We start from the raw sequence: 21,875 nt of genomic DNA, 5'->3' as shown, positions 1-21,875 counted from the left end.
AGGGTCACTTCATCACTGCCTCACTAGGTTAAGAATTTCTTTTAAAATATATATTAAAAAATATGATAAAGATTAAATTTCAATAATAGTAATACACTTAAAGGAGGAAAAAATATGGATGAAAATAAAAATATAGCTAAAACCTATGATCCGAAAGAGTTTGAAGAGAGATTATATGCATGGTGGGAGGAGGAGAAATTTTTTACTCCAGTAGTGGATAAAAGTAAAAAACCTTATACAATTATAATGCCACCACCAAATATAACAGGTCAATTGCACTTAGGTCATGCTATTGACAATACTCTTCAAGATATTTTAATTAGAACAAAGAGAATGCAAGGATATAGTACTTTATGGTTACCAGGTGAAGACCATGCAAGTATTGCAACAGAGGTTAGGGTAGAAAAAGAGCTAATAAAAGAAGGACTAGACAAGAAAGAAATGGGCAGAGATGCCTTCTTAGATAGAGTTTGGCAATGGACAGATGAATATAGAAATAGAATAAGAGGACAAATTAAAAAAATAGGTTGTTCTGCAGATTTCTCAAGAGAGAGATTTACTATGGACGAAAACCTAAGTAAGGCTGTTAGAAAAGTTTTTGTTAAACTTTATGAAGAAGGATTAATTTATAAAGGTGATAGAATAACTAACTGGTGTCCTAAATGTATGACTGCTATTTCAGACGCAGAAATTGAGCATGAAGAAAAAGAAGGAAACTTCTGGCATATAAAATATCCAGTAGTAGGTTCAGATGAATACTTAGAAATAGCAACTACAAGACCAGAAACTATGCTTGGAGATACTGCTGTAGCTGTAAATCCAGAGGACTCACGATATGCTCATTTAGTTGGAAAGAAATTAATGTTACCACTTGTTAACAGGGAAATTCCTATAGTAGCTGATAGCTATGTAGATATGGAATTTGGAACAGGTGCAGTTAAAATAACACCAGCTCATGACCCTAATGACTATGGTGTAGGACAAAGACATAATCTTCCACAAATAGTTGTTATGAATGAAGATGGAACTATAAAAGAAGGCTATGGAAGATATTCTGGCATGGATAGATATGAAGCAAGAGTAGCCATGGTAGAAGACTTAAAAGAAGCGGGACTTTTAGTTCAAATAAGAAAACATGACCATAATGTTGGAACTCACGATAGATGTGGTACAGTAATTGAACCTATGCTTTCAAAACAATGGTATGTTAAAATGGAGCCACTAGCAGAGCCAGCTATACAGGTTGTTAAAGATAAAAAAATAAAATTTATTCCAGAAAGATTTGAAAAGACCTATTTTAACTGGATGGACAATATACAAGATTGGTGTATATCAAGACAATTATGGTGGGGACATAGAATTCCAGTTTGGTATTGTAAGGACTGCGATGAAATTATGGTATCTATGGAAGATCCGCATTGCTGTTCAAAGTGTGGAAGCAAGAATATAAAGCAAGAGGAAGATGTGCTAGATACTTGGTTTAGTTCTGCATTATGGCCTTTCTCAACTTTAGGATGGCCAGATGATACTGAGGACTTAAAATATTTTTATCCAACAGCAACTTTAGTTACAGGTCATGACATTATATTCTTCTGGGTTGCTAGAATGATATTCTCAGGACTTCATAATATGGGAGAAGTTCCTTTTGAAAATGTATTAATGCATGGACTTGTAAGAGATAGTCAAGGACGTAAGATGTCTAAGTCTTTAGGAAATGGAGTAGATCCTTTAGAGATTGTAGATAAATATGGAGCAGATGCCCTAAGATTCATGTTAGTTACAGGAAATTCCCCAGGAAATGATATAAGATTCTATGAGGAAAGAGTAGAATCAGCTAGAAATTTTGCTAATAAAATTTGGAATGCTTCTAGATTTGTTATGATGAATCTTGATAGTGAATTAATGGAGAAGTATAAAGATAGTAAGAATTATTCTATAGCAGATAAATGGATATTATCAAGAATAAATACTGTAGTTAAAGAGGTTACAGAAAACATAGAGAAGTTTGAAATAGGTATAGCATTACAAAAAATTTACGACTTTATGTGGAATGAATTCTGTGATTGGTACATTGAACTTGTAAAACCAGTATTCTTCTCTGAAGATGAAGAAGCTAAGGGAATTGCATACAATGTATTGTACACAGTTCTAACTACGGGATTACAATTATTACATCCAGTAATGCCATTTATTACTGAGGAAATATATACTCATTTAGATACAGAATATGAATCAATTACTATATCTAAATGGCCAGAATATAAAGAAGAACTAGAAGATTTAAAATCAGAAGAAAACATGAAATATATTATAGAAGCTATAAAAGCAATTAGAAATCTTAAGGCTGAGATGAATGTACCACCTTCTAGAAAAGCAAAACTTATGATATTAGCACATGAAGGGAAAAAAGCTTTTGAAGAGGGTAGAATTTACTTTGAAAAGTTAGCTTCTGCAAGTGAAGTTATCTTCTTAAATAGTAAACAAGAAGCACCTAAGGATGCTGTATCAGCGGTTACTAAGAGTGCGGAGATATATATGCCACTATTAGACCTTATAGATCTAGAACAAGAAATAGATAGATTAAATAAGGAAAAAGAAAAGTTAGAAAAAGAAATAGATAGGGTAGAGAAAAAATTATCTAATGAGAAATTTGTAAGTAAGGCACCAGAAGCTGTAGTACAAGAAGAAAAAGAAAAGGCAGAAAAATATAAGTCTATGTACAATACCGTTTTAGAAAGAATAGAATCTTTAAAAGCTTTATAAGAAGAATTCTACTTCAAAGGGAGTTTTTAAACTCCCTTTGAATAATTTGTCCTTTATTATAAGTTGCCCCGTTTTCTAACTTAAATATGCTTCTAGACCATAACTAATATTTTATTGCTTTGATTTTCTTAATTGTTTTCTCCATTCATATAGCACTGTTTCAGCTGCAGCTATAGTAGCATTTATACTTATATCATGTCTACTACCTCTTCCAAGCTGGTCATTACCTTGAACAATGTACATACTTTCTAAAAGAGATTCTAAACTTTCTATTGAGTAATTAGGATCCTCTTTCATGGTTTTAATAAAATCATTATAAGCGTTTTCAAATATTAAGTCATATTTTTCTTGGTCTAGATCTTTTTCTTTTTCTGTCATAGAAAATCACTCCTAATATAAAGACAAGATTTTATCCATTACTATCTCTTCTAATAAGTTTATCTCTTTTTCAAGGTTAAGAAAAAGAGTAGATAGGTCTCTGGATAAGGATTTCCACTAAAGGATAACTACTTCTAAGGAGTAAAACTCCTAAGAATTCTGTTAATAAGCTTTAATGGAAGTAAAAACTCTCTATAAAGCAAAGAACTCTGTTTATTAATCAATAAACTTTATCAATAACATAATACTACATAGATAAAAATTAATCAATTACTATTATATAAAAATTAATCAACATATCCAATCCACATATCAAATCAACATAGACTTTGAATAAAAAAAACTATTTGATATAATTAGGTAAGAAATATGGCATAAAGTTAGCGAGGGATTAAAATGAATTATAATGAAGCTATGAATTATCTTGAAAATACTGCAAAGTTTGGAATGAAGTTTGGACTTGAGAGAACGGAAAGAATTTTAGAAATCTTAGGTAATCCACATAAAAATATTAAAGCTATACATGTTGCAGGAACTAATGGAAAAGGTTCTACTACAGCTATGTTAAATCAAATTTTAATAGAGGCGGGATATAAGGTTGGTATGTATACATCACCTTATATAGAAGAGTTTGAGGAGAGAATTCAAATATCAAATTCATATATAAAAAAAGAGGAGTTTGCAGAAATTATTACAGAACTATCCACTGTAATAGATAAGGTTATAAAAGAAGGTTATGGTGAGCCAACATATTTTGAAATAGTAACCACATCAGCTTTTTTATATTTTTATAGAAAAAATGTAGATTTTGCTGTAATAGAAGTTGGATTAGGAGGAAGATTAGATTCAACCAATGTACTTTCCCCAATTCTAACTTTAATAACCTCTATAAGTTATGATCATATGGATATTCTAGGAGATACTTTAGAGAAAATAGCCTATGAAAAGGCTGGTATAATAAAAGAAAATATTCCTTTAATTCTTTATCCTCAATTGGAGGAAAGTGAAAGAGTTATAGAAAATAGATGTAAAGAGCTAAAGGCTCCTTTAATAAAAGTAAATAAGGATTCTGCAAGGTTTATAAAAGTTATTGAAGGAGATAATGTAAGACAACTTATATCTATAAAAGGCGAAGAAGAAAATTATGATATAGAATTAAATTTATTAGGTAAACATCAACTTTTAAATTGCTCCTTATGTATACAAGCTATAGAGGTCTTAAAAAAACAAGGAATTAATATAGAAAAGGAGCATATCTTAAAAGGGCTTAAAAAGGTTAAATGGCCAGGAAGACTAGAGATGATGAAAAGAGAGCCACTAGTAGTTATTGATGGAGCGCATAATATTGATGGAATAAAAAGCTTAAAAGAAAGTGTAGAAACGTATTTTAAATACAATAACATTATATTAATATTAGGCATACTAAAAGATAAGGAAGTTGACAATATGGTAGAAACCATAGCTCCTTTAGCTAAGCATGTAATTACAGTGACTCCTCATAGTGATAGGGCAAAATTATCTTTAGAATTAAAAGATATTGTAAAAAAATACAATAAAAATTGTTCTTATGAGGAAGAATATGAAAATGCTTATAAAAAAGCTTTACAACTAGCTTCAAAAGATGATTTAATTTTAATATCAGGCTCCTTATATATGATAGGAGATATGAGAAAAATAATTAAGCATAATAATTAAGCATAATAATAAGGATATTTTTTCTAATGTAGACTTATTTAAAATTAAAGACTTTGTAAGAGAAAAATGTTGATATGAAGTGATTTTCATATCAACATTTTTCTGTAATACAGTCCAATATTAAATTATTGATGTATTTCAGAGTATAATGGCAGATCTAATTACCTTTCCTTAACTCTTTAAGTGCACATGCCAATTGATCTGGGCAAGAAGTTCGTTTATTGCCACAGCGTATTCCTTCTAATTTATTAATTGCATCTTCAACAGTTAAGCCTTCTAAAAGCTTTGAAATACCTTGAAGATTACCGTTACACCCACCAATAAAGTTAACCTTTGCTATTTTATTATTATCTAACTCAAAATGTATCTCCCTTGCACATACTCCCTTTGGATAATAAGTATACATTTTATACTGTCACCCCTTTTTTAAAATTTACATATATTATTTTATATTACTCTATGCAGTATATCAATAAGAATTGAATTTTAAATTAATACTTTAAAAGTAGTATGTCATTACTAAAAATTAAACATAAATTAAAACTAGGGGGTGAAATAGTGAATATATATGTTTGTAACACCTTTTCAGATTATATATCAGAAATAGATATTAAAGAATTTAATGAAAATAAACGAATTAATCTTTCTACTCATAGTAGAATTGGTCCTCACGGTATTTCAAGGTTTAACCAACATATTATTACTGCAAATAATTATAGCAATGATATAACTATAATAAATTTAGAAGATTATTCTATAAGTTCTTTTTATATTGGTTCTAGATGTAATGATGTTAAAGTTTATGAAGATAAGGCTTATATAGTTTGTGGTGACTCTAATGATATGAAGATTTTCAATATTAAAGAAAAAATTATAGAACGGACAATCTTTTGTGGTAATTTTCCTCATAGTGTTGATATAGAACATAACTATAATATGATTTTAGTTTGTAACATGGGTGATGGTGTTTTAAATTTAATTGACTTAAAAGAAGAAAAGAGCATAAAGCATAGATCTATCGGTAGCTATCCCACAAAAGCAGTGTTTTCTAGTTGTGGAGAGAAAATTTTTGTTTGTGAGAGTTGTCTAGGTAGTAATAAAAATGGAAATATAAGAATATTAGATAAAAATCTTTGTGAGGTAAAAATTTTAAAGGTAGGAATAAATCCTGTAGATATATTCTGTGGGAAAGAGAATATATATGTTTCAAATATGGGGGAAGGAACTATAAGTATAATAGATGAGAAAGATTTTAAAGAGGTAGAAAGAATAAAAGTAGGAGGAATGCCAAGAGGAGTTATAGAGAAGGATAATTTTTTATATATAGGAGATTATTTTAATAGTAAATTAATTAGAATTTCACTAAAAGACTTAGAAAGTAAACATATATACATTGGGAAAGAGCCCAATAGTATGATATTAGTTTAAACATCACTGATTAGTGTTTTAATGACATTATCATATAATTGGGCAGAGTTTTCTTTCCATTTTGTGCAGAGGTCTCTTGCTTGTTTATTGTTAGGAACACTTAACTTTACTTCAATTAAAATGGACTCATTTTCATATGCTCCTAAAGTAACTATGAAATTATCTTTTCCTTCTATAGTATAATCTGATGTTATAGTTATTTGTTTTTTTATATTCTCCATGTGTTTATCTAAATATAGGGATACTTTATCTACTTTATCCTCAGAAATCCTACTGAAGAACATAGTTAAAACTTTTTCACCTTTGTCCGTAATACAAAGCCTTATTTTTTCGTCTTTTTCAATAGATTTAATAAATCCTGAAGAATTTAATTCCAATAAATATTGTTGCAAATTAAAATAATTTAAAAAATTATTTTCAAGAACAATTTCTGTTAGCTGAAGATTTGATATAGGAAGTTTAATCTCATTAATAATATATAAGAGTAATAACTTATTTTCAGCAAGTTCTAGTGTATCTTCCTTCATTATATCCCTCCCTTAATAGGAATTAATAAAAAAGATATTCTAATAAGTTTATATAATATACTTTTTCACTAATATTCTATCATACTAATTAAAAATATTGAATATAAATTTATTAATAATTAAAATGAGGAGGGGAAAATTACTTGATTAAATTGAAAAAAAAACATACTATATTTATAGGCATAGGTATTTGTGCAGCTTTAATTTTTTTAATATTTGTAAAATTTAACACTAAGGACATTACTTCAGTGTTCTCAAGTAATAAGAAGATACCTGTATACTGTGTAGATACAAAGAATAAGAAGGTAGCAATTTCCTTTGATATTAATTGGGGACCAGATAATACAGAAAAAATACTTGATACTTTAGATAAATATAAGATTAAGTCAAGTTTTTTTGTACTAGGGGGATGGGTGGAAAAATTTCCTGATAAGATAAAGCTTATACATGAAAGAGGACATGAAATAGGAAACCATTCAAATACACATGCAGATATGACCAAAATTTCTAAAGACAAGATAATAAATGAAATTGCTATAACTGATGCAAAGATAATGGGTATTACTGGTGAAAGAACAAAATTATTTAGATTTCCTTCAGGTGCCTATAATAATGATGCAGTAGAAGCTGTTGAAAGCACAAAACATATACCAATTCAATGGGATGTGGACAGTATTGATTGGAAGGAACATGGGGCAGATATTGAATATGATAGGGTAATAAAAAAAGTAAAACCAGGTTCTATAATATTATTTCATAATAATGCAAAGTATACACCAGAAAATTTAGATAGAATTATAAAAAAGTTAAAAGAAGATGGATATGAGATTGTACCAATATCTGAACTAATATATAAAGATAATTATTATATAGATAATACAGGGAAGCAGATTAAGAAGTAATTATGAAATTTATGTTAAACTAGTTTAATTATTATAAAATATAATAAGAAATAGGTTGAAAGTACAAGGTGATTTGTATTATAATGGAAACGTGCTTTAAAATATAGGTATAGATAACAAATATTATGAATTATGGTAAGGATATAATTCATAATAAGGTTATAAATTATAAAAAAACATAATATAAATAATTATAAGAAGTTAAAAAAACAAAGGGAAGAGGGGTTACAATGGATAATTTAATGAACAATAATAATATTTACTTAGAGGGGACAGTAATAACAGACTTAGAGTTTAGTCATGAAATGTATGGGGAAGGCTTCTATTCATTTTACATAGAAGTTTCAAGATTAAGTGATGCTAAAGACAAAATTAACATTACTATTTCAGAACGTCTTTTAACAACTTTTGATGTTAAAGTAGGAAGAGACATAATTGTAGAGGGGCAATTAAGATCTTATAATAAATATGTAGATGGGGCAAATAGATTAATACTTACCGTATTTGCTAGAGATATATATGAGTGTAAAGAAAAGAGTAAAAACCCTAACCAAATCTTCTTAAATGGATTTATATGTAAAAGTCCTATATATAGGAAAACACCATTTGGAAGAGAAATTGCAGATATGCTACTTGCTGTTAATAGAGCATATAATAAATCAGATTATATACCTACCATTGCTTGGGGAAGAAACTCAAGATTCTGTAAAGCCCTTGAAGTGGGAGATAACATAAGAATTTGGGGTAGACTACAGAGTAGGGAATATCAAAAGAAGTTAGGTGAAGATGTAATTGAAAAGGTAGCTTATGAAGTTTCAATATCTAAAATGGAATTAGTAGATAAGGAACTTGACTTAAGTGAAGAAGAGGAAACTTTAAACGATTCAGATAAAACTTCAGAAAAGGATGCTATATAATAAAAAAAGGGGAAATTCCCCTTTTTTTTATCTTAAGTCCTCTAGTAATTCAGTTTTGCCTTTTGTTTTATCGTCTACTGATTTAATTATTTTTGCAGGTGCACCAGCAACTACTACATTTTCAGGTACATCTGAAGTAACAATAGAGCCTGCAGCTACTACAGAATTCTTACCAACTTTTACACCTTCTAAAATAACAGCATTTGCTCCAATTACTACATTATCTCCAATTTCACACGGGGATTTGCTTGGTGGTTCTAAAACTCCAGCTATAACAGCTCCTGCACCTACATGGCATCTCTTACCGATTTTTGCTCTGGCACCTAATACAGCATTCATATCTATCATGGATTCGTCACCGATTTCAGAGCCTATGTTTATAACAGCTCCCATCATAACTACAACCTTTTTACCTATAGATACTTTATCACGAATTAGAGCACCAGGTTCTATACGAGCCTCTAATTTGCTTAAATCTAACAGTGGAATTGCTGAGTTTCTCCTGTCTATTTCTAATCTGTACTTTTCAATTTTTTCTTTATTATCTTCTATAAATTTCTCTATATCTTCATTTTCACCAAATAAAAGAAAAAAATTGTTTCCTCCAAAGGATTCTATATTTTCAAATGTACATCCTTCTAGGTTTCCTTGAATATAAGCCTTGCAAGGAGTAGATTTCTTAGCTTCTTTTATGTATCTTGCGATCTCATATGGGTCAGTTAAATTATAATTCATGGTAATACTCCCTTCCATAGATTTATTTACTTATTATTATTTTGACACAATAATAAAAAAATAAACAAAATAAACTATATATTATTTTACATCATTGTTAGTGGAGAGGGCAACATAAATATAAAAATTATTGAAAGAGATTAATTTTAAAGATACAATACATAGTATGAGAGTTATAATAAAGGGCAGAAATTAATAAAGGAAATATTTTAATATATAATACATGGTATGAGTGATTTTAAAAGGATTAAGGTGATATTATGGAAAGATTAGTTTGTAATAAGATAAAAGACATTGAGATTTCAGGAATAAGAAAATTTTATAATGAAGTTGTAAAGGTACCAGGGGCTATCTCTTTAACTTTAGGTGAACCAGATTTTAAGGTTCCAGAGGAAGTAAAATTAGCCATGATAAGAGCCATAGAGGAAGATAAAACAACATATACTCCTAATGCTGGTATATTAGAATTGAGAAGAGAAATTAAAAGTTATTTAAATAAAATGGATATATCCTATAATGAGGATGAAATATGTGTAACTGTTGGAGGAAGTGAAGGACTAAGCTCAACATTTTTATCTCTAGTAGAGGAAGGAGATAAGGTTTTAATTCCAAACCCAGCTTATCCAGCTTATGAAAGCTGTGTTAAGATTGCAGGAGGGGAAGTTGTCAATTATTATCTTAAAGAAGATTTTACTATAGATATAGAAGGATTAAAAACTATTATTGAAAAGGAAAACCCAAAAATATTAGTACTTTCCTTTCCTACAAATCCAACAGGAGCTATATTAGATAAAGAGAGCAGAAATGAACTTTATAATATAATTAAGGAAAGAGAAATTTTAGTTATATCAGATGAAATATATGCCTCTATATGCTATGAAAATCAGTATTTTTCATTGGCTCAGTATAAGGATATAAAGGAGAAAATAATATTAATTGGCGGGTTTTCTAAGATGTTTTCCATGACTGGTCTCAGGGTTGGATTTATTTGTACCCATAGCTCTTTGCTTAAGCATATAATGAAAGTTCATCAATACAATGTATCTTCAGCTAGCTCCGTATCTCAATGGGGAGCTTATGCAGGACTAAAGTATTCCCTTCATAGTTTAGAGTTAATGAGAGGTGAGTTTGAAAAAAGAAGAGATTTCCTATGCGATAAATTGAAAAGTATGGGCTTTGATGTGATTAAGCCTAAAGGGGCTTTTTATGTTTTTCCATCTATAAAGAATTATAGTAACAATAGCTTTGAATTTTGCAAATCCTTATTAAAGGAAGAAAAGGTAGCCATTATTCCAGGAAGTGCCTTTGGTAGTAAGGGAGAGGGGCATGTTAGAATATCTTATTCTTATTCTATACAGGAACTTAATGAAGCTCTTATTAGAATTGAAAGGTTTATAAACAAATAAGGTTTTTAGCTTTAGATAGAGTTTTCACTCTTATTTTGAATATAACAGCAATGTTGGATGGAATACTAATTGGTTAAAATAAATATATAATCATTTTCTATTAGACATGTAGTATTAATAGTATTAATATTATATATAGAGAATTATTTAAATCTTAGTTGTGTTAGATGAAAATTTGTAACACAGCCAAATCTTAATAATTTCAGATTATACGAGAGTGAGTGTGATCTTGGGTGTACAATTTTGATGAAATAGTAAAAAGAAAAGGAACTAATAGTGTAAAATGGGACACTATTAAGGAAACATTTAATAGAGAGGACTTAATACCTTTATGGGTTGCTGATATGGATTTTAGGTGTGGGTATTTTATTCAAGATGCAATAGAAAAGAAATTAAAAGAAGGTGTATTTGGGTATAGTTTTATACCAGAATCTTATTATGAAGCTATAATTGCATGGAACAAAAAACGACATAATATTGAATTAAAAAAGGAATGGATTTTATTTGCACCTACTGTGGTACAAGGTATACTTTTTTCCTTAAAGGCTATAACAGAAGAAGGTGATGAGGTTATATTACAAACTCCTGTCTATCATCGCTTTTTTGACATAGTTGAAAATTCAGGATGTAGATTAGTGGAAAATCCTCTTACATATAAAGAAGGGAAATATTATATGGATTTTGAGGACTTGGAAAATAAAATAACAGATAAGACAAAGGCTATTATATTATGTAGCCCACATAATCCAGTGGGAAGAGTATGGAGTAGTGACGAATTAAATAAACTGCATGAGATTTGCTTAAGACACAATGTAAATATAATTTCTGATGAAATTCATAGCGATCTTATTTTTAGAAAAAAAGAATATGTTTCCCTACTTAATATAAGTAAGGATATAAAGGAAAACTTTATAGTAGCTACAGCACCGACAAAGACCTTTAATTTAGCTGGATTTCAAGTTTCAAACTTAATTATACCTAATGATGAATTAAGGGAAAAAGTAAGTAGTGAACTAGAAAAACATTTTGTGTCTAAGCCTAATATATTTGCAACAACAGCCTTAGAATCAGCTTATAATGAGGGAGAAGAGTATTTAGAAGAGATGCTAGTTTATCTTGAGGATAATAAAGACTATGCCATAGAGTTTTTCAAAAAACATATTCCTGAAATAAAAGCTATAGAAAGTGAAGGAACTTATCTTTTATGGCTTGATTGTAGTAGCTTAAATTTAAGTCATAAGGAATTAGAAGAATTTTTTATAAAAGAATGTAGAATTGTTTTGAATTCTGGCACAATCTTTGGAAAATCAGGAAGTGGATTTATGAGAATGAACATAGGATGTTCTCGTGATTTGTTATCAAAGGCATTAAATAATATATATAGAGCTCTTAATAATATTTAACAAAAACCATGCAAGAATTGAGGAACAGAGTTCTTGCATGGTTTTATTGATAGTAAATTAATTAATATTTATTTTGTATTATTGAGATTATATTGAGATTATAATGTTAATAAATCATCCATATTATAAAGACCAGGATTTTTATTAGCTATAAACTCTGCAGCTTTAATAGCTCCTACAGCAAATACTTCTCTTGAAATAGCTTTATGTGTAAGCTCTATACATTCTCCGCTTCCTGCAAATATTACGGTGTGATCACCTACAATATTTCCACCTCTTATAGCGTGTATTCCAATGTCATTTTTTTCTCTTTTTTTATTACCTTCTCTTCCAAATACAAACTCTGTTTCTTGGTCTATAGAATTTTTTATAGTATTTGCAAGTAGTAATGCTGTTCCACTAGGGGAATCAACCTTTTGGTTATGGTGTTTTTCTATAATTTCTATATCGTAGTCATTAAATAGTTTTCCACTAATTTGCTTTAGAACATTATTAACTAAATTAACACCTATAGACATATTAGCAGATTGAAAAACTGCTACTTTAGAACTTAAGTCTAATATTTTTGCTTTTTCATCTTCAGAATATCCAGTAGTGCAAATTACAATAGGTATATTTTTAGATGAAGAATAGCTAATTAAACTAGGAAGAGTTGCAGGTCTTGAAAAGTCAATTATAACATCTGCATCTACATTACATTCCTCTATATTACTAAAGATAGGGTAATTGCAGTTGGTGATTTTATTTAAATCTATGCCTGCTACTATAGAGATATTTGGGGCTTTATCTGCACATTCACTTACCATTTTACCCATTTTTCCAGTACAGCCACTTAAAATAATTCTAACCATATGAGCCTCCTAAATTAAATTACAATTTTTTAGTTCTTTTTTTAGAATTTCTAAATTTTTCTCATCCATATCACATAGAGGAAGTCTTAAAGGGCCTACATTCATATTCATTAAATTTAAGGCAGTTTTAACTGGAATAGGATTAGTTTCTATAAACAATGCATTTGTCAAATCTAAGTAATCTAATTGAAGTTTTAATGCAGCCTCTGTTTTTCCATTAAGGTAGTTATAAACCATATTATGAACTTGCTTTGGGATTACATTAGCTAGTACGGAAATTACACCTATGCCTCCAAGGGATAATACAGGTATAATTTGATCGTCATTTCCAGAGTATATATCAATTTTATCTCCACATAGAGCCTTTATTTTAACAACTTGACTAATATCACCGCTAGCTTCTTTAACTGCAACTATATTTGAGCAGCTATTACTTAATTTAAAAATAGTTTGTGGAAGAATATTCATTCCAGTTCTTCCAGGTACATTATATAGAATTATAGGAATATTAACTTCACTAGCTATAGCTTCAAAGTGGTTTATTAATCCTTTTTGAGTAGTTTTATTATAGTAAGGTGTTATTAAAAGTAAACCATCAACTCCAATACTTTCAGCCCATTTGCTCATTTCTATAGAAGCCTTTGTGTCATTAGTTCCTGTACCTGCAATAACAGGTATTTTTTTATTAACTAAATCTACCACAAACTTTATGGTTTCTTTTCTTTCTTCCTTTGTCATAGTTGAAGCTTCACCAGTAGTACCACATACTATAATGGCATCAGTTGAAGAGCTTAAGTGCATGTTAACTAAATCCTCTAATTTGTTGAAGTCAACTCCATCATTATTAAATGGTGTTATTAGGGCAACCCCTGAACCTTTAAATATTGTCATAATACCTTCTCCTTTTTATTTTATAGTGGGGATTAATATTTCTGCTATTTGAACAGTATTTAAGGCAGCACCTTTTCTTATATTATCAGCAACTACCCACAGGTTAAGACCATTTTCTACACTGAAATCTCTTCTGATTCTTCCAATGTATACGGGATCAGTTCCAGCCGCTTTTATTGGCATTGGATACACTAAATTATCTGGGTCATCTTGAAGTTCTATACCCTTTGCATTTTTAAACAATTCAAAAACTTCATTTAAATCAAAATTAGATTTAAGTTCCACATTAATACTTTCACTATGTCCATGAACTACTGGTACCCTAACAGTTGTTGCAGTAACTTTTAAGCTAGAATCATGAAGGATTTTTTTACTCTCCTCAATCATTTTCATTTCTTCTTTAGTGTATCCATTGTCTAGAAACACATCAATTTGAGGTAACATATTTCCAGCAATGGCATAAGGGAACTTTTTAGGTTCTTCACCTTTATATCCATTTACTAAATCATTATATCCATCAACACCAGCACCGGAAACTGCTTGATATGTGGAGTAAATTACTCTTTTTATACCATATTTATCGTAAAGTGGTTTTAAGGCTACCATGGCTTGTATAGTAGAGCAATTAGGATTAGCTATGATACCCTTATGCCAATTAATATCTTCAGGATTAACCTCTGGAACTATTAGAGGTACTTCAGGATTCATTCTCCAAGCGCTACTATTGTCTACAACTACAGTTCCGTATTTAGTGAAAATAGGTGCGTATTCTAAGGAAGTATCCCCTCCAGCAGAAAATAAAGCCATATGAATTTTTTTGTTTTTAATATTATCTTCATGTAACTCTTCTACAGTGATCTCTTCTCCATTAAAACTTAAGGTTGTTCCAGCTGATTTTTTAGAAGAATAGAAATATATTTTATCTATAGGAAACTTTCTTTCTTCTAATATACTAGTTATTTGCCTTCCAACCATGCCTGTTGCACCAACAACTGCTACATTAAGTTTCATAAAATCCCTCCTAAATTAATTCTTATTTATATTATATAACTTAAGGTAGAAAATTTATATACTTTTTCTATAACAATATTATATGATTAAATCTTAAAATTGACAGACATTAAAATTGAAGTTTTATTATAAAATGAAAGTTTACAAAATAAAACCTTCAAAATTACAAACGAACTACTAAGGAGAAAGTTTAAATTTATATTAATATATATAAGTTTATAAAACAAGACAAAAGAAAGATAGTTGAAAAAATATTCATAAAATAAATGAAATAAGAAAAGGTTTTACAAAAATGATTTCTAAAGTCCTTGAAAAACCTCAAATTAAAACAAAGTGAAGATGAACTTTCAAAAAAACAATGGCATATATATTCATTTTAAGGTAATAATGCTCAAGGAAAAAAATAGTATGTATAGCTTAAAATCTATAAAGGAGAATAAGGAGAAGAGAAAGTAAGAAAATAGCTTATAACTTATATATAAATTAATTATTCAAACTTTAAGATAATTAAATTTTTTTAAATAAAAGTTTGACAATAAAAAAGAAAAGTGATATATTTTTAATAATACTTAATCAGTAAAGTTTTTAGAAAACTAAATATAGTAATATATTAAATTGCAATTTTAATATTAATAAGAGAAATAATTCAAGGTAATATGTATATACTAATAACAATTAAGAATGTTGCAAACACAATAAATCAATATTTTTAATAAGCTGAAAATTATGTTATTTTAAAGTTTAATGTTTTCTAAAAATGTATAATCCATAAATAATCAGTAAACAATATTTATAAGATTACTAAAGGCTTTTTATGTCGAAAGATGTAAAAGAACTAGTAAAAAATATAGTATTTATATAATCATAAAGGGGGAAGAAAGATGAAAAGTAAAAAATTACTATCAGCAGTTATGTCTGTTTCTCTTATAGCATCCACAGTGTTAGCTGGATGTGGTGGTGGAGCTAAATCAAACACAGGAAATACAGCTAGTGGAGATATAGACAAAAATCAATACTTAAATGTCTTTAGTTCAGAACCTAAATCTCTAGATGCATCTAAAGCATCTGATACCTATTCTTCTCAAGTGCTAAATGAAGTTATGGAAGGTTTAACAAGATTAGAACAAGAAAATGGAAAAGATGTTGTTAAAGCTGCAGGTGCAGAAAAGTGGGAGAGCAACGAAGACGGAACTGAATGGACGTTCCATTTAAGAGAGAATAAATGGTCTGATGGTAAACCAGTTACAGCTGAACAATATGTTTATGGAATCACAAGAACATTAAATAAAGACACAGCTTCTCCATATGCATTTTTATTATTCCCTATAAAAAATGCTGAAAAATACAATAGTGGCAAAGCTAAAATGGAAGATGTTGGAGTTAAAGCTGTAGATGAAAAAACTTTAAAAATAACTTTAGAAGGACCTTGTGCATACTTCTTAGATTTAACTTATTTTAAAGTTATGCATCCTCAAAGAAAAGATATAATAGAAAAATATGGTGATGAATATGGAACAAAGGCTGAAACATTAGTTTTCTGTGGACCATTTGTTCTTTCTCAATGGAGTCATAACAGTAAAATAGAGCTTACTAAAAATAAGGACTATTGGGATGCTAAATCAGTAAAACTTGAAAAAGTTACAATGAAAATCATAGATCAAGAACCATCAAGAATGAGTGAGTTATTAAATGGTTCAGTGGATATGGGGGGAGTAACTCATCCAGATTGGGTTAAGAAATTTAATGATACTGGCAAATTTAATGTTGTAAAAACTTATGATGGTTCAACTGTTTATAAGTTCTTTAACCAAAAAGATAAATATTTCAAAAACCCTAAAATAAGAAAAGCGTTTATATTAGCACAAGATAGAGAAGGAACAGCTAAGACATTATTTAGAGGATTAGCTACACCAGCTTATTCTTGGTGTCCACCTCAAGTTCAAATTGGTGGTGAAGAGTTTAGAACAGCAGTTCCTCAAGAACCTTTAAAGAAATTAAAAGATGAAAATAAAGATCCAAAAGCATTATTGATAGAAGGATTAAAAGAAATAGGTGAAAATCCAGATCCAGCAAAGATGTCACTTACAATTCTTCAATCAGGAACAGATGCTAGAGCAAAAGAGTTTGCTGAATTTGACCAACAAATGTTTAAAAATACATTAGGAGTACAAAGTAAAATTGAATATGTTCAATGGCCTGTATTCCAAAAGAGAACAGATGAAAAAGATTACCAAATGGCTGGAATGGCTTGGTCTGGAGACTACAATGATCCAATGACTTTCTTTGATATGTTTACTTCAGGAGCTGGAGTTGTTCCTACAGGATGGTCAAATAAAAAATATGATGAGCTTATAGATAAGGCAGCAGGAACTATGGATAAGAAGACAAGATTAGATGCATTTACAGAAGCGGAAAATATACTTTTATATGAAGATGGAGTAGTTTCTCCTACTATTTATAGAATGAGACAGACTTATACAAGAAAATATGTTAATAATGTAATGGTTCCTTTATTTGGTACTGTTGAATTTAAATACGCTTATACTAAAGGAAGATAATAAACAAAGTTCTTGGCTTTAGAGTGAGTTTTTACTCCAGCTAAAGCTTAGAAATTGTTATCCAGGGACGTAGCTGCTCTTTTCTCCCAATTCGAAGAAGAAGGGAGTATTAGAGCAGATAGTCATCGGATAAAACATAAAACGGCAGTACCTTTGGTGCTGCTTGTTTTATATAAAAATGGAGGGATCAAATTGGGTAAATTTATTCTTAAAAGACTGGGATATATGATTCTAACACTTTATGTAACAATCACTATAACTTTTTTCTTAGTTCATGCTATTCCTGGAGACCCTCTTGCAAATCTTGCAAGAAACTTACCGCCTCAAATAAAAGCTAATTATTATGCTAAGTATGGATTAGATAAGCCTGTTGTAACTCAATATGGTATGTTTATGAAAAACCTGGTATTACATGGGGATCTAGGTGCATCCTTAACATATCCAGGAAGATCTGTAGTTTCTACAATTAAAGAATATGCTCCTGTATCAGGAAGAATAGGTATTCAAGCTATTTTCATGGGATTTACTATAGGAATAATTTTAGGAATAATTGCAGCATTTAATAGAAATAAATTTCCAGACTATCTAGTGATGTTTTTAGCTATATTAGGAGTATCTATACCAAGTTTTGTGTTAGCAGCTAGCCTGCAGTTTGTATTCACAGTTAAGTGGCAAATACTACCTACAACTGGTTGGGGTGAATTTAAGCATACAATATTACCGACTATAGCTATGAGTTTTGGTTCTATTGCAACCTATGCGAGATATATGAGAGCCAACTGTCTTGATGTTTTAGGACAAGACTATATAATAACAGCGGAAGCTAAAGGCGTATCAAAGGTTGCCTTGGTTGTAAAACACGTTATTAGAAATGCTATACTTCCAGCTATAACTATATTAGGACCACAAATTGCTATGATATTTATAGGTTCTTTTATAATTGAAAGTATTTTCTCTGTACCAGGACTTGGACAATATTTTGTTAACTCTGTTACAGATAAAGATTACACTATGGTAATGGGCCAAACCATGTTTATGTCTTCATTATATATAGTAGCTTTAGTTGTTGTTGATATAGTTTATAGTTTAGTTGACCCAAGAATCAGATTATCAGGAGATTCTAAATAGTGATGAGGAGGGTTTGTCATGAGCGAAGTTACTAAAAATAATCCTAATATAACTAAAGATAGATTCAAGTTTGTTGAAAGAGACAAGGAAGGGTCTGAAAAGATACTAAGACCTAGTATGACTTATTGGCAAGATGCCTGGAGAAGGTTAAAACAAAATAAAGTTGCCATAACCGCATTAATTATATTAGCTGTTATATCAATTATGACCATAATAGGTCCTTGGATATCTGGAAAAGATTTTACTCAAAATCATAATGAGCTATTAAATATGAGTCCTTCTAAGGAGTATTGGTTTGGTACAGATAATTTAGGAAGAGATTTGTTTTCAAGGGTATGGATTGGAGGAAGAGTCTCTATAATAATAGGACTTATTGGTGCTTTAATTGATACTGTTCTTGGTTCTATATATGGAGGCATAGCTGGTTATTTTGGTGGTGCCATAGATGATATTATGATGAGAATATTGGAGATATTAATAAGTATTCCGTATTTAATTGTTGTAATTCTTATTTCTTTAATTTTTGGTAAAGGAATGTTTTCATTAATACTAGCTATGACCATTACAGGTTGGTGTGGTATGGCTAGACTTGTAAGAGGGCAAATCTTGCAAGTAAGGGAACAAGAATATGTTTTGGCAGCTAGTGCACTAGGTGCTAGTCCAGCTAGGATAATTAAGAAGCACTTATTACCTAATACCTTAGGAATAATGATTGTATCTATTACATTTGATATTCCTTCATTTATATTTGGAGAAGCATTCTTAAGTTTTATTGGACTTGGAATACAATCCCCAGATACAAGTTGGGGTTCTTTAGCATCAGCAGCACAGCCTAATATGATATTCTATCCCTACCAATTATTTTTCCCAGCAATAATGATAAGTTTAACTATGTTATCATTCCAGTTGCTTGGTGATGGATTAAGAGATGCTTTAGATCCAAAATTACGTCAGTAGAAGGGGTGAAGAATATGGATAAAATATTAGATGTTCAAAATTTAAGTGTGTCTTTCCACACTTATGCTGGAGAAGTTCAATCTGTAAGAGGGGTCAGTTTCCACTTAAATAAAGGAGAGACTTTAGCTATAGTTGGAGAGTCTGGCTGCGGAAAGACTGTAACTTCAAAAGCAATAATGAGGCTTATACCTCATCCACCAGGAGACATAAAAAAGGAATCTAAAATATTATTTGAGGGCAAAGATGTTATTGGTATGAATACTAAGGAATTGCGTGAACTAAGAGGTGCTGAAATATCAATGATATTCCAAGATCCTATGACTTCCTTAAATCCTACTATGACTGTTGGAAAACAAATAGCAGAGAGTTTAGTCATTCATAGAGGAATGAAGAAAAAAGAAGCTTTAGAAGAAGCAATTAAAATGTTAGGCTTGGTAGGAATACCTAATCCGGAAAAAAGAGCATCACAATATCCACATGAATTCTCAGGTGGTATGAGACAGAGAGCAATGATTGCTATAGCCCTTGCTTGTAATCCTAAGATTCTTATAGCAGATGAACCAACTACAGCACTAGATGTTACAATTCAAGCACAAATTATGGACCTTATAGCTGACCTTCAAAAGAAACTCGGTACAGCAGTCATATTAGTAACTCACGATTTAGGAGTAGTTGCTAGTGTTGCACATAGAATTCAAGTTATGTATGCAGGAGAGATTATAGAAAGAGGAACAAAGGAAGAGATATTCTATAATCCACAACATCCTTATACTTGGGCATTACTTCAATCAGTACCAAGATTAGATACTGAAAATAAAGAACACCTATATGCGTTAGGTGGAACTCCACCAGATTTAATAAAACCACCAGTTGGTTGCCCTTTTGCTGATAGATGTGAGTATTGTATGGATATATGTAGAGATGTTATGCCTGAAGTTACAGATATCTCTGAAACTCATAAAGTATCTTGTTGGTTAAAGCATCCATATGCCCCAAAGGTAGAGATTCCAGAAGCTATTAAGGCAGGGAGGGAATAGATATGTCCAAGGATTTAATTGAAGTTAAAAATTTAAAAAAGTATTTTAAAGTAGGCCCTAAAACCTTATTAAAAGCAGTTGATGACGTAAGTTTTACTATTAAAAAAGGTGAAACCTTAGGACTAGTTGGAGAATCAGGTTGTGGTAAAACAACCTGTGGAAGAACTGTAATGGGACTTTACGGTGCTACAGAGGGAGAAGTATTATTTGATGGAGTAAGCGTTCATGGATTAAATAAAAAAGAAAAGAAAGAATTCGCAAGAAGAGCTCAAATAATATTCCAAGACCCTTATGCATCTTTAAATCCAAGAATGACTGTAGGAGATATAATTGGTGAAGGAATTGATATTCACAATTTATATACAGGGCAAGAGAGAACAAATAAAATATATGAACTACTAAATTTAGTAGGATTAAATAAAGAACACGCATCTAGATTTCCACATGAATTCTCTGGAGGGCAAAGACAAAGAATAGGTATAGCAAGAGCACTTGCTATAGAACCAGAGTTTATAGTTTGTGATGAGCCAATATCCGCTCTAGACGTGTCCATACAAGCACAAGTAGTTAACCTACTTATAAAATTACAAAAGGAATTAGGATTAACTTATCTTTTTATAGCACACGATCTTTCCATGGTAAAACATATATCTGATAGAGTTGGTGTTATGTATGTTGGACACCTAGTAGAACTTGCGGGAAGTGAAGAATTGTATGCAGAGCCGATGCATCCATACACTAGAGCTTTACTTTCAGCAATACCAATTCCAGATCCAGAAGTTGAAAAGACTAAGACTAGAATAAAATTAGAAGGTGAAGTGCCAAGTCCGATTAATCCTAAGCCAGGATGTAGATTTGCAGGAAGATGTAAATATGCAAAACAAGAATGTTTTGAAGTTACACCTGAATTTAAAGAGGTAAAAAAAGATCATTTTGTAGCATGTCATTTATATTAAAATGGGGGAAACCCCATTTTTTATTGATTTTTAAAGTTAAAAGTTCATTAAATGCCTTGTAGAGAAAATAAAACATTAATAGTGGGCATAACTCTTATTACCTTTGTTTTAATATGTGACATTACTATATGTGTTTTATAAAAAAGTATGTATAATATTAATAATATCTTAGATTAGTTGTTACCTTTAGAATTTTCGTAAAATTACAATAACTTATTATCTTAATGATTAACTTATTAAATAAGTTAATTTACAATAAAATTAGGTACATAATAAAATAATTCAATCTAAGTTATACATATATTTAATAAAGTGTATTGTATAAATGTTCG

General features: G+C 30.1%; 19 protein-coding genes. 12 read left to right on the top strand and 7 right to left on the bottom strand.

Features of this window, described 5'->3' with window-relative positions:
• Nucleotides 1-114 precede the first annotated feature (114 nt).
• Nucleotides 115-2,763, top strand: a complete 2,649-nt coding sequence (locus FNZ64_RS01095) for a valine--tRNA ligase (protein ID WP_142413037.1) — start codon at nt 115-117, stop codon at nt 2,761-2,763.
• 111 nt (nt 2,764-2,874) lie between these two features.
• Here the strand turns inward: FNZ64_RS01095 and FNZ64_RS01090 are convergent, their stop codons facing one another.
• Nucleotides 2,875-3,141 (bottom strand): hypothetical protein, encoded by a 267-nt coding sequence (locus FNZ64_RS01090; RefSeq protein WP_142413036.1) that lies wholly within the window; start codon nt 3,139-3,141, stop codon nt 2,875-2,877.
• A gap of 396 nt (nt 3,142-3,537) precedes the next feature.
• Here FNZ64_RS01090 and FNZ64_RS01085 point away from each other — a divergent pair, with 396 nt between their 5' ends.
• Nucleotides 3,538-4,836, top strand: a complete 1,299-nt coding sequence (locus FNZ64_RS01085; RefSeq protein ID WP_185903637.1) for a bifunctional folylpolyglutamate synthase/dihydrofolate synthase — start codon at nt 3,538-3,540, stop codon at nt 4,834-4,836.
• Nucleotides 4,837-4,993: 157 nt separating this feature from the next.
• On the opposite strand, the gene FNZ64_RS01080 is transcribed toward FNZ64_RS01085, so the two are convergent.
• The gene (locus tag FNZ64_RS01080) at nt 4,994-5,242 is read right to left on the bottom strand and encodes a TIGR03905 family TSCPD domain-containing protein (RefSeq protein WP_142413034.1); all 249 of its coding nucleotides are present in this window, start codon (nt 5,240-5,242) and stop codon (nt 4,994-4,996) included.
• Between the two features lie 152 nt (nt 5,243-5,394).
• Between FNZ64_RS01080 and FNZ64_RS01075 the strand changes: the two genes are divergently transcribed.
• Nucleotides 5,395-6,264, top strand: a complete 870-nt coding sequence (locus FNZ64_RS01075) for a YncE family protein (protein ID WP_142413033.1) — start codon at nt 5,395-5,397, stop codon at nt 6,262-6,264.
• Here FNZ64_RS01075 and FNZ64_RS01070 read toward each other — a convergent pair.
• Nucleotides 6,261-6,791 (bottom strand): DUF4364 family protein, encoded by a 531-nt coding sequence (locus FNZ64_RS01070; RefSeq protein WP_142413032.1) that lies wholly within the window; start codon nt 6,789-6,791, stop codon nt 6,261-6,263. The genes FNZ64_RS01075 and FNZ64_RS01070 overlap by 4 nt on opposite strands.
• A gap of 143 nt (nt 6,792-6,934) precedes the next feature.
• Here FNZ64_RS01070 and pdaB point away from each other — a divergent pair, with 143 nt between their 5' ends.
• Complete coding sequence (pdaB, locus tag FNZ64_RS01065; RefSeq protein ID WP_142413031.1) at nt 6,935-7,693, top strand: polysaccharide deacetylase family sporulation protein PdaB; 759 nt, start codon at nt 6,935-6,937, stop codon at nt 7,691-7,693.
• Nucleotides 7,694-7,923: 230 nt separating this feature from the next.
• On the top strand, nt 7,924-8,610 hold the full coding sequence (locus FNZ64_RS01060; protein WP_142413030.1) for a single-stranded DNA-binding protein: 687 nt from the start codon (nt 7,924-7,926) through the stop codon (nt 8,608-8,610).
• A 27-nt stretch (nt 8,611-8,637) separates the two neighbouring features.
• Here FNZ64_RS01060 and dapD read toward each other — a convergent pair whose 3' ends face one another.
• Nucleotides 8,638-9,345: a 2,3,4,5-tetrahydropyridine-2,6-dicarboxylate N-acetyltransferase gene (gene dapD / locus FNZ64_RS01055; RefSeq protein WP_142413029.1), complete on the bottom strand. Its 708-nt coding sequence runs from the start codon at nt 9,343-9,345 to the stop codon at nt 8,638-8,640.
• 260 nt (nt 9,346-9,605) lie between these two features.
• Here dapD and FNZ64_RS01050 point away from each other — a divergent pair, with 260 nt between their 5' ends.
• Together FNZ64_RS01050 and FNZ64_RS01045 are read left to right on the top strand one after the other, a co-directional pair.
• Nucleotides 9,606-10,751 carry a pyridoxal phosphate-dependent aminotransferase gene (locus FNZ64_RS01050; protein ID WP_142413028.1) on the top strand — a complete coding sequence of 382 codons (1,146 nt, stop codon included), beginning with the start codon at nt 9,606-9,608 and terminating at the stop codon, nt 10,749-10,751.
• A 233-nt stretch (nt 10,752-10,984) separates the two neighbouring features.
• On the top strand, nt 10,985-12,154 hold the full coding sequence (locus FNZ64_RS01045; protein WP_142413027.1) for a MalY/PatB family protein: 1,170 nt from the start codon (nt 10,985-10,987) through the stop codon (nt 12,152-12,154).
• 98 nt (nt 12,155-12,252) lie between these two features.
• On the opposite strand, the gene dapB is transcribed toward FNZ64_RS01045, so the two are convergent.
• Genes dapB through FNZ64_RS01030 form a run of 3 tightly spaced genes read right to left on the bottom strand, consistent with a single transcriptional unit; the run spans nt 12,253 to nt 14,907 of the window.
• Nucleotides 12,253-13,005 (bottom strand): 4-hydroxy-tetrahydrodipicolinate reductase, encoded by a 753-nt coding sequence (dapB, locus tag FNZ64_RS01040; protein ID WP_142413026.1) that lies wholly within the window; start codon nt 13,003-13,005, stop codon nt 12,253-12,255.
• A 9-nt stretch (nt 13,006-13,014) separates the two neighbouring features.
• Entirely contained in the window at nt 13,015-13,896 is an 882-nt protein-coding gene (gene dapA, locus FNZ64_RS01035; protein ID WP_142413025.1) for a 4-hydroxy-tetrahydrodipicolinate synthase, read from the bottom strand.
• A 15-nt stretch (nt 13,897-13,911) separates the two neighbouring features.
• A complete protein-coding gene (locus FNZ64_RS01030; RefSeq protein ID WP_142413024.1) occupies nt 13,912-14,907 on the bottom strand; it encodes an aspartate-semialdehyde dehydrogenase in 996 nt (331 codons plus the stop codon).
• Between the two features lie 881 nt (nt 14,908-15,788).
• On the opposite strand from FNZ64_RS01030, the gene FNZ64_RS01025 reads away from it, so the two are divergent.
• The 5 genes from FNZ64_RS01025 (at nt 15,789) to FNZ64_RS01005 (ending at nt 21,543) form a co-directional block, all read left to right on the top strand.
• Nucleotides 15,789-17,465, top strand: coding sequence for a peptide ABC transporter substrate-binding protein (locus FNZ64_RS01025; RefSeq protein ID WP_142413023.1), 1,677 nt, complete (start codon nt 15,789-15,791; stop codon nt 17,463-17,465).
• 192 nt (nt 17,466-17,657) lie between these two features.
• Nucleotides 17,658-18,593, top strand: a complete 936-nt coding sequence (locus tag FNZ64_RS01020; RefSeq protein ID WP_142413022.1) for an ABC transporter permease — start codon at nt 17,658-17,660, stop codon at nt 18,591-18,593.
• 18 nt (nt 18,594-18,611) lie between these two features.
• Nucleotides 18,612-19,550 (top strand): ABC transporter permease, encoded by a 939-nt coding sequence (locus FNZ64_RS01015; protein WP_142413021.1) that lies wholly within the window; start codon nt 18,612-18,614, stop codon nt 19,548-19,550.
• 14 nt (nt 19,551-19,564) lie between these two features.
• Nucleotides 19,565-20,587: an ABC transporter ATP-binding protein gene (locus FNZ64_RS01010; protein WP_142413020.1), complete on the top strand. Its 1,023-nt coding sequence runs from the start codon at nt 19,565-19,567 to the stop codon at nt 20,585-20,587.
• A gap of 2 nt (nt 20,588-20,589) precedes the next feature.
• On the top strand, nt 20,590-21,543 hold the full coding sequence (locus FNZ64_RS01005; RefSeq protein WP_142413019.1) for an ABC transporter ATP-binding protein: 954 nt from the start codon (nt 20,590-20,592) through the stop codon (nt 21,541-21,543).
• Nucleotides 21,544-21,875 lie beyond the last annotated feature (332 nt).

It is taken from the genome of Hathewaya massiliensis, from assembly GCF_902143515.1.
In the GTDB taxonomy this organism is placed as follows: Bacteria; Bacillota; Clostridia; order Clostridiales; family Clostridiaceae; genus Hathewaya; species Hathewaya massiliensis.
The sequence above is the reverse complement of the archived record's forward strand: the minus strand, read 5'-3'. Positions and strand labels throughout refer to the sequence as shown.

Coding starts and splice junctions, on each gene's coding strand:
- FNZ64_RS01095 (WP_142413037.1), top strand. CDS start 115: ATGGATGAAAATAAAAATATAGCTAAAACCTATGATCCGAAAGAGTTT.
- FNZ64_RS01090 (WP_142413036.1), bottom strand. CDS start 3,141: ATGACAGAAAAAGAAAAAGATCTAGACCAAGAAAAATATGACTTAATA.
- FNZ64_RS01085 (WP_185903637.1), top strand. CDS start 3,538: ATGAATTATAATGAAGCTATGAATTATCTTGAAAATACTGCAAAGTTT.
- FNZ64_RS01080 (WP_142413034.1), bottom strand. CDS start 5,242: ATGTATACTTATTATCCAAAGGGAGTATGTGCAAGGGAGATACATTTT.
- FNZ64_RS01070 (WP_142413032.1), bottom strand. CDS start 6,791: ATGAAGGAAGATACACTAGAACTTGCTGAAAATAAGTTATTACTCTTA.
- FNZ64_RS01060 (WP_142413030.1), top strand. CDS start 7,924: ATGGATAATTTAATGAACAATAATAATATTTACTTAGAGGGGACAGTA.
- dapD (WP_142413029.1), bottom strand. CDS start 9,345: ATGAATTATAATTTAACTGACCCATATGAGATCGCAAGATACATAAAA.
- FNZ64_RS01050 (WP_142413028.1), top strand. CDS start 9,606: ATGGAAAGATTAGTTTGTAATAAGATAAAAGACATTGAGATTTCAGGA.
- dapB (WP_142413026.1), bottom strand. CDS start 13,005: ATGGTTAGAATTATTTTAAGTGGCTGTACTGGAAAAATGGGTAAAATG.
- dapA (WP_142413025.1), bottom strand. CDS start 13,896: ATGACAATATTTAAAGGTTCAGGGGTTGCCCTAATAACACCATTTAAT.
- FNZ64_RS01030 (WP_142413024.1), bottom strand. CDS start 14,907: ATGAAACTTAATGTAGCAGTTGTTGGTGCAACAGGCATGGTTGGAAGG.
- FNZ64_RS01025 (WP_142413023.1), top strand. CDS start 15,789: ATGAAAAGTAAAAAATTACTATCAGCAGTTATGTCTGTTTCTCTTATA.
- FNZ64_RS01015 (WP_142413021.1), top strand. CDS start 18,612: ATGAGCGAAGTTACTAAAAATAATCCTAATATAACTAAAGATAGATTC.
- FNZ64_RS01010 (WP_142413020.1), top strand. CDS start 19,565: ATGGATAAAATATTAGATGTTCAAAATTTAAGTGTGTCTTTCCACACT.
- FNZ64_RS01005 (WP_142413019.1), top strand. CDS start 20,590: ATGTCCAAGGATTTAATTGAAGTTAAAAATTTAAAAAAGTATTTTAAA.